The organism is Rathayibacter sp. AY1D5, assembly GCF_002932515.1.
Taxonomy (GTDB): domain Bacteria; phylum Actinomycetota; class Actinomycetes; order Actinomycetales; family Microbacteriaceae; genus Rathayibacter.
In genome coordinates, this window is sequence record NZ_PSVU01000073.1 from 1 (window position 1) to 11,310 (window position 11,310).

Below are 11,310 nucleotides of genomic sequence, written 5' to 3' on the forward strand. Positions count from 1 at the left end.
CTTCTCGTAGATCTGCAGCTCGAGGCCGTGGACGCTCTCGGTGACGGACTGGAGCCGGTCGCGCACGCTCCCCTCCTCGCGGCGGAGCCCCTGCAGCTCGGCGTTCTGCTGCGAGCGCGCCGCCTCGGCCGCGACGAGCTCGGCCCGGGCCTGCTGGACGGAGCGGTCGACGGAGGCGAGGACGGCGGGGAGCGCGGCGGTCACCTCGGCCGCGGCGTCGCGCTGGCGACGGCGGATCACGGCGCGGCGCGCGGCCTCGTCGGCGGCGGCGCGGTCGGCGGCCAGCTGGCGGGCCAGCGCCTCCCCGCGGGACTGCTCCGCCCGCACCCGCTCCTTGTCGGTCTCGACGCCGAGCCGCGCCTCGATCTCGCGCTCGCGTGCGGTGTCGACGTCGCGCTGCAGACCGTCGCGGGCGCTCGCGTCGAGCACCGGCCGAGGCCGGGCGCGCGCGGCGTCGAGCGCCGACCTCGCCTCCTGGGCCGCGCGCTCGGCGTCGCCGACCCGGTCCGAGGCGACGGCCAGCGCCCTCGAGCCCCGGCCGTGCTCGGCGGTGGCCGCCTCGAGCTGGGCGCGCACGCCGCCGAGCCGCTCGGTGTGGGCGGCACGGGCGGCGTCGTGCTCGCGGAGGGCCGAGAGCGCGCTCGCGGCCTGCTCCTTCGCGCCGCGGAGCGCACCGGTCTGCTCGGCGAGCTCGAAGCGGAGCCGGTCGATCCCGCCCTCGACCTCCTCCAGCCGGGCGGCGGCCGAGTCGCGCTCGGAGACGAGCTCGATCCGGCTGCGCTGCCCGCCGGAGCCGGCGCTCTGCACGGCGTCGGAGACGGTCGCGCCGTCGCGGGTGACCAGGACGGTGCCCGGGTCGATGCGCTCCCTCAGGCGCCGCGCCGCGGCGAGGTCCTCGACCACGAGGAAACGCTCGAGGAGCGAGAGGACCCCGGCCGGCGCCGTGACGAGGTCGCCCGCGCGTTCCGCCCCCTCGGGAACGGTGAGAGCGACGTGCGGCCGGGCGGCGTCGGCGACCAGCAGCTCGACGCGTCCGAGGTCGCGCTCCAGCGCGGCGTCCAGAGCCGCGTCGGCCCGGGCGGTCGACTCGACCAGCACGGCGTCGGCGACCGCGCCGAGGGCGGCGGCGATCGCGGCCTCGGAGCCCGGCCGCACCTGGATCCGCTCGGCGACCCGGCCGCGCACCCCCTCGATCCGGGCGGCGATCAGCTCGGCCGAGCCGTCCGAGACGTCGAGGGCCAGCGACAGGGCACCCGTGCGGGCGGCCAGCGCCTCGCGCTCGCGCTCCAGGGCGTGCAGCTCCTCGCGCAGCCGCTCGATCCCGCCCTCGGCGGCCGAGACCGCGGACTGGGCGAGCTCGTAGCCCTCGTCGAGGCCGCCGTCGGGGCCGCGGCCCGCGTCGTCCAGCTCGGCCTCCAGAGCGTCGAGCGCCCGCCGCGCCGCCTCCTTCCGCCGGTCGGCCGCGTCGAGGGTGTTCTGCGCGCGCAGGACCTCGCCCCGGACGGACGCGAGACGGGAGGCGGCGGTGTCGGCCTGCCCCGAGAGGGTGGAGAGTTCGAGGTCGTAGCGCGAGACGAGGGCCGCCTGCGCGGCGATCTCCTCGTCGACCGCGTCGAGGGCGGAGCGGGCGGCGACGGTCGTGCCCTGCGCCTGGACCCACGCCGACTCCGCGTCGAGGACGGCCTGCCGCAGGCGCTCCAGCTCGACCCGCGCCTCCTCCACCTGCGCCGGCGTCACGCGCGGCTGGATCTGCGGCTGCTCGGACTCGAGCTCGAGCATCGCGAGCCGCTGCCCGGCGAGGGCCGAGAGGTTGCGCAGCCGCTCCTGCACCGACTCCAGCTCGAACGAGGTGCGCCGGGCGTCGTCGACCGCGTCGCCGACCACCTCCGCCTCGATCCGCGCTCGCCGGAGCGTCGCCTGCTCGAGCCGCTGCTGCAGGACCACCCGCTCGCTGTGCCGCTCGCTCTCGGTGCGGGCGAAGCCGTCCAGAGCGGTCCGGAGCTCGACCACGTCGTCGGCGAGCAGGCGCGCCCGGGCGTCGCGCACCACGGCGGCGATCGTCTGAGCCTGCCGTGCGACCTCGGCCTGGCGCCCGAGGGGCTTGAGCTGGCGCCGGATCTCGCCCGCAAGGTCGGAGAGGCGGGTCAGGTTCGCCTGCATCGCCTCGAGCTTGCGGAGCGTCTTCTCCTTGCGGCGTCGGTGCTTGAGGATCCCGGCGGCCTCCTCGATGAACCCGCGCCGCTCCTCGGGGGTCGCGTGCAGCACGGCGTCGAGCTGTCCCTGCCCCACGATGACGTGCATCTCGCGCCCGAGACCGGAGTCGCTCAGCAGCTCCTGCACGTCGAGCAGCCGGCAGCCGCGTCCGTTGATCGCGTACTCGCTGCCGCCGTTGCGGAAGAGGGTCCGGGTGATCGTCACCTCGGTGTACTCGATCGGCAGGGCGCCGTCCGAGTTGTCGATGGTGAGCGCGACCTCGGCGCGGCCGAGGGGTCCGCGGGTGGAGGTGCCCGCGAAGATGACGTCCTCCATCTTGCCGCCGCGGAGCGTCTTCGCCCCCTGCTCCCCCATCACCCAGGCGAGCGCGTCGACGACGTTGCTCTTGCCCGAGCCGTTGGGGCCGACGACGCAGGTGACCCCCGGCTCGAAGGCGAACGTGGTCGGCTGAGCGAAGGACTTGAACCCCTTGAGGGTCAGGCTCTTCAGGTACACCCGGCCGCCTCGCTCCCGTCCACAACGCCTCCACGGTAGCCGACGGCCGCGGCCGGGCCGGGAGGCGGAGCCCCGACCGGCCGACGGACCGCCGCGATCCCGCACCGGAACAGGCGCAGGAGGCCGCCGCGGGCGCCGGGACGTGCACACTGGGGTGGTGAACCGCACCTCCGACCCGGCGCTCCGGATCCGCGAGCTCGCGATCCCCGAGGCCGTGGGCGCCGACGGCTGGAGCGACTTCCTCGCCCTGACCGCGATCGGCGATGCGGTGGGGACCGCCCCGGACTGCCGGGCCGTCTACACCTGGAACGCCGAGGAGAACCGACCGATGCTCGCCGTGAACGAGGCCGTCGGCTTCACCCCCGTCGCCCACGAGGGCCAGGGGAGGAAGGAGCTCCCATGACCCCGCTCGTCGAGCCCGGACCGCCGCTGACCGCCGCCGAGCGCGAGCGGTTCGCCCGGCAGATCCGCCTGGCGCCCCTCGGGGAGGTCGGACAGCGGCGCCTCCGGAACGCGCGCGTGCTGATCCTCGGCGCGGGTGGCATCGGCTCGCCGGTGATCACGGCGCTCGCCGCGGCCGGGATCGGGCGGCTCGGCATCGTGGACGGCGACGTCGTCGAGCTCTCGAACCTGGCGCGGCAGACGGCGCACGACGACTCCTCGGTGGGCCGGTCGAAGGCGGAGTCGGCGGCGGCGACCGCGCGGCGGCTCTCCCCCGGCATCGACGCCCGGGCCTTCCCGGTGTCGCTGACCTCGGCCAACGTCGACGCCCTGGTGGCGGGCTGGGACGTCGTGGTCGACGGCTTCGACACCTTCGGCGCGCGCTACCTCGCCTCGGACGCGACGACGCGCGCCGGGATCCCGCACGTGTGGGGATCGGCACTCGGCTTCGACGGGCAGCTCTCGACCTTCTGGGCCGGCGCCCCGGGCGGAGGGGTGACCCTGCGCGCGCTGCACCCCGAGGCCGAGGACGCGGGCGACAGCTGCTCGACGGTGGGCGTGCTGGGCGCGCTCTGCGCGCTGATCGGCTCGGCCATGGCGGCCGAGGTCGTCAAGCTCGTGACCGGGGCGGGCGAGCCGCTGTTCGGTCGCGTCCTCGTGCACGACGCTCTCGACTCCTCCTGGGCCGAGCTCCCTCTCGAGCGGCGGGTGCCGCCGGTCCCGGAGCGGCGGGCCGCGGCGGGCTCGATCACGGCGGCCGAGCTGCGGGAGCGGCTGGCCGGGCCGATGCCCCCGACCGTCGTCGACCTCCGCGAGGACGACGAGGACCGGTCCGTCGCGGTGCCCGGTGCCGTGCGGATGCCGATGTCGCGCTTCGACCCCGCCGCTCTGCCGGCCGGTCCGCTCGTGCTGCACTGCGCCTCCGGGGTCCGGTCGCGTCTCGCGGCGGAGCGCGCGGCGGCGGCGGGCGTGGCGTCCGACTCGCTCGACGGCGGGATGGCGTCGTGGCGGGAGCGGTGACCCGCCCCGCGGCCGCGTGCGCCGTGGAACGGGAGGGGTGAGGCGCACCCAGCGCCCTGCCGATCGGCGACCCGGGATGTTCGGTGCTCGCAGCGGAGAGGATCCGTCCTTCTCCGCGGATCAGGGCGGAGCAGTGTCCGAAGCTGATCGGCGGTGGCGTGCTCGCGGCCACCGTTCCGAGGAGAGCACCCATGCCGACGCCTTCACCGCACTCCGCGCGGCAGGCGGCGCTGCTCGATCCTCCCGACCCGCCCGACCCCGGCGCGGAGGCGTGATGCCCGGGGTCTGGAGTCCCGCCGAGAGGCGGCTGCGTCGGCTCGGCTGGATTCCGCGGCGCCCCCTGCCGCGAGGTGCCGTCTGCGACGCGATCGTCTCGCCGCGCCTCAGCCTCAGCCGCGCCTGGCTGCAGACCGGGGAGTTCGAGGTCCTCCCCCATCCCGGAAGGCTCCGCGTGCTCTTCAGCCTCGACGGGACCGGCCGCCTCTCCGCCCGGGGCCGCGACCACCGGCTCCCGGCCGGCAGCGCTCTCGTGACCCGCGCCTCGACGGTGCAGTACGCGGCGGCGCTCAGTCCGTGGGCGCGCTTCGAGTGGCAGCTGCGCCCCTCGGTGCTCCGCGCGAGCGAGTTCGCCTCGCTCACGGACCGGGTCCTCGCCCTCCCCGAGGCCTACTGGCGCGCACTCACCGGTGCGGCGAACACCGTCCTCAGTTTCGGCGTCGAGCCCTCGGACGCGGCCTTCGAGCACTTCGAGATCGCGAGCGAGCACCTCCTGGCCTCGGCCTTCTCGGCGCTGCTGCCCTCCTCCGACCGGGAGGACCGGTCCCCCGCCGCCGTGTATGCGAACGGCACGCGCCTGATCGAGCGGCACTACCGCGACCGCTCCTTCACGGTGGAGACGCTTGCGGAGAGCCTCGGCGTGTCGGTCAGCCACCTGCACCGGGCGTTCTCGGCCGCCGGCACCACCCCTCGTCAGCGGATCGAGCGCGCGCGGGCCTTCGAGGCGCAGCGCCTCCTCGACGAGCTCGGCCCGCGGGCGGCGACGGACCTGGACCGCGTGGCGCGGTCGGCCGGCTTCAGCTCGCGGATCCACATGCAGCGGACCCTCCGCCGGATCGACGACGCGAGCTGACGTGGGCCGCCGCGCCCCCCGCGCCGGACGGGCTCCCGGCGAGGAGGCGGCCTGAGCGGCTCCCCCGGTCCGGCGGCGCGACGGAACGTCCACGGTCGGGCATGGAACCTCGTCGCGGCCCGTTCCGCGTCGACCGGAGGCCGGACGTTCGGCAGGATCGGCGCGTCCACCACCCCTCGCACGAAAGAAAGAAAAGGAACACCATGACGGACACCAACGCCCTGGACCCGACGGCAGCGCACTCGCGCTCCCTCCCACCGCGGATCGACTCGACCCGCGGGGGGCTCGCCCGGCGGACGATCATGTCGGGTGCGGCCTGGTCCGTCCCCGTCGTCGCCGCGGCGGTCGCGACCCCCGCGGCCGCCGCGTCCACCGGCCTCACCCTCGCCTTCGACGCCCCGGCGTACTCCTTCCCCGCCTGCACCACGAGAACGGTCTCCGTCCTCGCCACGACCAACGGCGCTCCCGCTGCCGGCGACACGGTCGCCATCACTCTCCCCGCCGGCCTGACCAGCGGCGGCGCGCAGACCGTCAGGGCGACGACCGGCGCGGACGGACGCGTGAGCATCCCGGTCACGGCCGGGAACGTGGCGCAGAACGGCATCACCCTCTCCGCCGTCTCCGGCGCCGCGGGCGCGACGGCGACCGCGAGCACCACCGCGACCACGGGGACCGCCGTCCGGTACGTCACCGACGGCGGACGGACGACGACGGAGTCGAACGGCAACGTGCCCTCGGGAGCCAAGACCGTCGGACCCCGGTACTACCTGACGGAGTCGGGCGAGCTCTATCACGGCGGGGGGCGGATCGCGCGCGGCGTCACCAGCGTCCAGGGCTTCCGCGACGAGCAGAACCGCGACGTCGCCGACTTCGTCGTCGACGGCGTCTTCTACCGCTTCGTCACCGGAGAGGCCGCGCCGAAGGCCATCGGGAGCGGCGTGCCGGCCGGATCGACGGTCCATGCGCCCGCCTTCTACGTCACACCGAACGGCGAGCTGCGGCGCGCCGGCGGAGCCCTCGTGACCACCGGAGTGACGAGCGCGGACTCCTTCCGCGACCAGAGCAACAACGACGTCATCGACGTGATCGTAGGCTCGGAGCTAGTCCGCTACATCTCCTCCACGAAGAACCTGGTCTACGCCAGGAACGTTCCGGCAGGATCGACCGCCTTGGCGCCCTCGTACCACCTGACGCCGGACGGGCGCCTCTTCAACAGCAGCATCCTGGTCGCTACCGGGGTGACCAGTGCCGACGCCTACCGCGATCGACAGAACCGTGACGTCGTGGACGTGATCCAGAACGGCGCTCTCGTCCGGTACGGCGCGTTCGCGGACAGGACGCAGCCGCAGATCCGCGTCGCCTCCGGTGTGCCCTCCGACGCCACCATCTTCGCGCCGGACGCCTACGTGACCCGGGACGGCCGGGCCTTCGTCAGCGGCGTGCTGGTCGCCACCGGAGTCTCCTCGGCGTTCGGATTCCTCAGAACCGCAACGTGCTCGACACGATGACCAACGTCCTGTGCCCGTGACGCACGGGATCGGCCGCTGATCCGGTCCTGCCCCGCCGCACGCGGGTCCGAGGGAGGCGTCCCGCGGGTCCCTGTGCGGCGGGACAGGACCAGTCCGTCCTCGGGATGCAGCGTCCTCCAGAAGCGCGGACGCACCTGCTGCGGACCGCGCGGAGCGGACGCACCGGTCCGGTCGAGGACGGCTCGTCACGGAGGGCTCTTCGGGGTCAGCCGCCGGCGAACGGCGGCAGGACGTCGACCGCGGCATCGGGACGCAGCGGCGTGGCCCTGTTCGCGGTCGACACGCCGTCGACCAGGTAGGTGCACCGTGCGAGCACGTCGGCGGCCGAGGGCGCGGAGGCGACGAGTCTCTCCTCGAGAGCGCCCAGGTCGGGCACCTCGTCGAGCTCGTCGGAACCACGGCCGAGGGCGGCCTTGGCCGCCGCGAAGTAGCGGACCCGCATGCTCATCCGCCGATCGCGCTCATCGTGCGCTCGGGCTGCACGAAGCCCGCCCGGTTCATCTCGTGTCCCGCGGGCTTGGCCCACATCGCCCCGCGCCAGAGCTGGGCGACCTCGTGGTCGTCCGCGCCCGCGCGCATCGGGCCGAGCAGGTCCGTCTCCTCGTTCGAGAAGAGGCAGCTGCGGACACCTCCCTCGGCGGTGAGCCGGGTGCGGCGGCAGTCGTCGCAGAAGTTCTCGGTGACGGACGCGATGATCCCCACCTGGCCGAGCACCTCGGACCCCCCGGCCTCGCGGACGTCGAAGAGCTCGGCGGGGGCGCCGTCGCGGGGGGCCGCGTGCGGGCTGAGCGAGAAGCGCTCCGAGAGCAGCGCCCGGATGTCCGCGGCGGTGATCATGGTCGCGCGGTCCCAGCCGTGGTCGGCGTCGAGCGCCATCTGCTCGATGAAGCGGAGCTGGTGGCCTCCCGCGAGGGCCCAGGCGAGCAGCTCCGGGGCCTCGTGGTCGTTGATCCCGGGCAGGAGCACTGCGTTGATCTTGGTCTGGTCCAGGCCGGCGGGACCGAGCGCGTCGATGCCCGCGAGCACGCGGTCGAGGAACGGGCGACGGGTGACCTTCGCGAAGGTCTCGGCGCAGATCGAGTCGAGCGAGACGTTGACGCGGTTCAGGCCGGCGTCGGCGAGCGCCGCCGCCCGACCCGACAGGCCGATCGCGTTCGTGGTGAGCGAGATCTCGGGGCGCGGGTCGAGGGAGGCGACGTCGCGGATGATGTCGACGAGGTCCTTGCGCAGGAGCGGCTCGCCGCCGGTGAAGCGGATCTGGCGGACGCCGAACTGCTCCACGGCGATGCGCGCGAGGCGGAGGATCTCCTCGCGGCTGAGCAGGGACGCGGGCGGCTGGAACGGCAGGCCCTCCGCCGGCATGCAATAGGTGCAGCGCAGATTGCACTTGTCCGTCAGCGAGATCCGCAGATCGTCCGCGACGCGCCCGTAGGTGTCCAGGAGGAGCGGGGTGGCGGGGCGGTCGGCCGGGAGGACCGCGCTGCGCTGTCGGGGCCGGAAGCCCGGGATCCCCAGTGCTGTGCTCATCCGCTCACACTACGCCGCGGAACCGGGCGCGACCCGGCAAGATGGACTCGGTCCCGCCGCCGGTCGGGCTCCGCCGCTCGCGAGAGGACACGATGACCTCGATCGACCTGCACGCCGCCCGGGTGCGGGCGCTGCTCGCGCCGCTGGCCACGCGGGGTGCCCGCGAGACCCTGAGCCTGGAGCCGGCCGCCGTCGCCGCCGATCCGGGCGCGTACGACCGGCGGGTCCTCGCCCGCTCCGTCGACTCCCCGCTCGACCTGCCGCGCTTCGACAACTCGCAGATGGACGGCTTCGCGGTGCGGGCGGCCGACCTCGACGCGGCGGCGCCGGAGCATCCCGTCGCCCTGCCCGTCTCGGCGCCGATCCCCGCGGGCGACCGGGCGCCGCGGCACGAGCCCGGCACGGCGACACCGATCATGACCGGCTCGCCGCTGCCGGAGGGGGCCGACGCCGTCGTCCCGGTCGAGCGCGTCGATCCTCCGCGCTTCCCCGCGGCGGGCAGCGTCGCCTTCGCGCACCCGGTGGTGCCGGCGACCTTCGTCCGAGCCCGGGGCAGCGACGCCCGCCGCGGCGAGCTCGCCCTCCCGGCCGGCACGGTCCTCCGCGCGGCCCACTACGGACTCCTCGCCTCCCTCGGGCTGACCGAGGCGGAGGTGCTGCCGCGACTCCGGGTGCTCGTCGTCCCCACCGGCAACGAGATCCGTCCCGCAGGCGCCGTCCTCGAGGAGGCGCAGATCCACGACGCGAACGGCGCCCTGCTGGCCGAGGCCGTCCGCGAGGCGGGCGCGCTGCCCGTCGTCGTCGCCTGCACGAGCGATCGGGCCGAGGACCTCCTGGCGCTGCTCGAGGAGCACGCGGGCGCGGCCGACCTGGTGATCACGGTCGGCGGTGTCAGCGCGGGCGCGTACGAGGTCGTCCGCGACGCGCTCGGCCCGGCGGGCTCGGAGTTCGGCCACGTCGAGATGCAGCCGGGCGGCCCGCAGGGCCTCGGTCTCGTGCGCGTGGCCGAGGGGCTGCACCTGCCGGTCGTCTCGCTTCCCGGGAACCCGGTGAGCGCCCTGGTCTCGTTCGAGGTGTTCCTCCGGCCCGTGCTGCGCTCGCTCGCGGGACGGACGCCCGCCGAGCGGCCGCGGCTCCGTGCGCGCCTCGGCACGGCGCTCGACTCGCCCGCGCACCTGCACCAGATCCGCCGCGGAGTCCTCGACGACGAGGGCCTCGTGCACCCGGTGGGCGGGCCCGGCTCGCACCTACTGGCGTCCTACGCCCGCTCCACCGTGCTCATCCACGTCCCCGTCGGGACGGACCACGCAGCGACCGGCGACACGGTCGAGATCTGGAGGATCGATGACTGAGAGCGATCGGCTCACCCATGTGCGCGGCGACGGAGCCGTGCACATGGTCGATGTGAGCGCGAAGGAGGTCACGGCGCGCACCGCCGTCGCCGAGGGCTACGTCGAGACCTCGCCCGAGGTGGTGCGGCTCCTCGAGCAGGGCGAGCTGCCCAAGGGCGAAGCGCTCGGCGTGGCGCGGATCGCCGGGATCCTCGGCGCGAAGGCGACCTCGACCCTCATCCCGCTCTGCCACCCGCTGGCGCTGGACGGCGTCGACGTGGACCTCGAGCCGCAGGACGGCCGCGTCCGGATCGAGGCGCGCGTGCGCACGACCGGGCGCACCGGCGTCGAGATGGAGGCGCTGACCGCGGTCAGCGTGGCCGCCCTCACGGTCTACGACATGATCAAGGCGGTCGATCGCGGTGCCGCGATCACCGGTATCCGTGTGCTCGCGAAGGCGGGCGGGAGGAGCGGCTCGTGGACGAGCGGAGGAACCCCGTGACGCGGCGGGCGGTGGCGGTCGTCGCCTCCACCCGTGCCGCCTCCGGCGTGTACGAGGACCGGACGGGACCGGCGCTGGAGGCCTGGTTCACCACCCGCGGCTGGGAGTCCCGGGTGGTCGTCGTGGCCGACGGCGACGCGGTGGGCGAGGCGATCGCCGACGCGATCGGCAGCGGAGTCGACGTGGTCGTGACCACCGGCGGGACGGGCGTCGCCCCGAGCGACGTCACCCCGGAGCAGACCGCCCCCCTCCTGGAGAGGCCCCTGCCCGGCCTCGCCGAGGCGGTGCGCGCCAAGGGCGCCGCCCACGTCCCGACCGCCGTGCTCAGCCGCGGGCTCGCCGGCGTCAGCGGCCGCACCGTCGTAGTGAACCTCCCCGGCTCCCCCGGCGGCGTCCGCGACGGGATCGACGTGCTCGACCCGGTGATCGGGCACCTCCTCGATCAGCTCGGAGGCGGCGACCATGCCCGCTGAGCCGGTCGCCCTCGCCCGGCTCGCGGCCGAGGCCATCACCGTCGACGAGTGCGAGCAGGCGGTCGACTCCCCGACGCACGGCGCCGTGGTGACCTTCGCGGGCGTCGTCCGCGACCACGACGAGGGCCGCGGGGTGCTCCGGCTGTCCTACGAGGCGCACCCGGACGCCCCCGCCGCACTCCTCGCCTCCGCCCGCCGCATCGCCGAGCGCTGGCCCGACGTCCGCATCGCCGCCGTGCACCGGATCGGCGACCTCGTGGTCGGCGACCTCGCCCTCGCCTGCGCCGTGGCCTCGGCCCACCGCGCGGCGGCCTTCGAAGCCTGCGCGGCACTGGTCGACGACATCAAGGCGTCGGTGCCGATCTGGAAGGAGCAGTCCTTCGTCGACGGCAGCTCGGAGTGGGTCGCGAGCTTGGGCTGATCTTCCTTCGAGCCCGTCCCCGCCGGGCTCGGCGCGGTCGGCCGGAGAGGGTGGTCACGTTTCGCAGAGCGGGGAGCGATCGCCTAGATCGATCCGCTGGCACGCGGATCGATCGTTCGGCTCGGGGGGAGAGCGGATGGGCGGTGTCGCCCGCGTCGGGCATCGCGGCGAGCTCGCTGAGCGTGCAGGTCGCTGCAATCGAGAGCCCGGCGTCCGTGCGCACGATCG

The 11,310-nt window shown here is 75.1% G+C and carries 11 protein-coding genes; 8 read left to right on the forward strand and 3 right to left on the reverse strand.

Translation table 11 applies throughout. The annotated features are described in order from the left end of the window. Positions 1-2,709: AAA family ATPase (locus C5C82_RS16050; RefSeq protein ID WP_104355362.1), on the reverse strand; the 2,709-nt coding region annotated here is incomplete at its 3' end. 157 nt (positions 2,710-2,866) lie between these two features. On the opposite strand from C5C82_RS16050, the gene C5C82_RS18215 reads away from it, so the two are divergent. From C5C82_RS18215 to C5C82_RS16070, 4 genes are all read left to right on the forward strand, one after another. Beyond that, positions 2,867-3,112, forward strand: a complete 246-nt coding sequence (locus C5C82_RS18215) for a hypothetical protein (protein ID WP_146086019.1) — start codon at positions 2,867-2,869, stop codon at positions 3,110-3,112. Then, positions 3,109-4,170 (forward strand): ThiF family adenylyltransferase, encoded by a 1,062-nt coding sequence (locus tag C5C82_RS16060; RefSeq protein ID WP_104325926.1) that lies wholly within the window; start codon positions 3,109-3,111, stop codon positions 4,168-4,170. The genes C5C82_RS18215 and C5C82_RS16060 overlap by 4 nt, the downstream gene beginning before the upstream one ends. A 274-nt stretch (positions 4,171-4,444) precedes the next feature. Further along, on the forward strand, positions 4,445-5,299 hold the full coding sequence (locus tag C5C82_RS16065) for an AraC family transcriptional regulator (RefSeq protein ID WP_104267284.1): 855 nt from the start codon (positions 4,445-4,447) through the stop codon (positions 5,297-5,299). Positions 5,300-5,502: 203 nt separating this feature from the next. Beyond that, positions 5,503-6,807, forward strand: a complete 1,305-nt coding sequence (locus C5C82_RS16070; protein ID WP_104355363.1) for a hypothetical protein — start codon at positions 5,503-5,505, stop codon at positions 6,805-6,807. Between the two features lie 226 nt (positions 6,808-7,033). On the opposite strand, the gene C5C82_RS16075 is transcribed toward C5C82_RS16070, so the two are convergent. Both C5C82_RS16075 and moaA read right to left on the reverse strand, forming a co-directional pair. After that, positions 7,034-7,276 carry a MoaD/ThiS family protein gene (locus tag C5C82_RS16075; RefSeq protein WP_104247637.1) on the reverse strand — a complete coding sequence of 81 codons (243 nt, stop codon included), beginning with the start codon at positions 7,274-7,276 and terminating at the stop codon, positions 7,034-7,036. Continuing rightward, a complete protein-coding gene (gene moaA / locus C5C82_RS16080) occupies positions 7,273-8,355 on the reverse strand; it encodes a GTP 3',8-cyclase MoaA (RefSeq protein WP_104226889.1) in 1,083 nt (360 codons plus the stop codon). Before moaA ends, C5C82_RS16075 begins: the two co-directional genes overlap by 4 nt. A gap of 92 nt (positions 8,356-8,447) precedes the next feature. On the opposite strand from moaA, the gene glp reads away from it, so the two are divergent. The 4 genes from glp to C5C82_RS16100 are packed head-to-tail and all read left to right on the forward strand — an operon-like array spanning position 8,448 to position 11,082. Then, entirely contained in the window at positions 8,448-9,707 is a 1,260-nt protein-coding gene (gene glp / locus C5C82_RS16085) for a gephyrin-like molybdotransferase Glp (protein ID WP_104295490.1), read from the forward strand. Further along, positions 9,700-10,188: a cyclic pyranopterin monophosphate synthase MoaC gene (gene moaC, locus C5C82_RS16090; protein ID WP_104232482.1), complete on the forward strand. Its 489-nt coding sequence runs from the start codon at positions 9,700-9,702 to the stop codon at positions 10,186-10,188. Before glp ends, moaC begins: the two co-directional genes overlap by 8 nt. Then, on the forward strand, positions 10,164-10,661 hold the full coding sequence (locus C5C82_RS16095; protein ID WP_244229433.1) for a molybdenum cofactor biosynthesis protein B: 498 nt from the start codon (positions 10,164-10,166) through the stop codon (positions 10,659-10,661). The genes moaC and C5C82_RS16095 overlap by 25 nt, the downstream gene beginning before the upstream one ends. After that, positions 10,651-11,082, forward strand: a complete 432-nt coding sequence (locus C5C82_RS16100) for a molybdenum cofactor biosynthesis protein MoaE (RefSeq protein WP_104232481.1) — start codon at positions 10,651-10,653, stop codon at positions 11,080-11,082. Before C5C82_RS16095 ends, C5C82_RS16100 begins: the two co-directional genes overlap by 11 nt. Positions 11,083-11,310 lie beyond the last annotated feature (228 nt).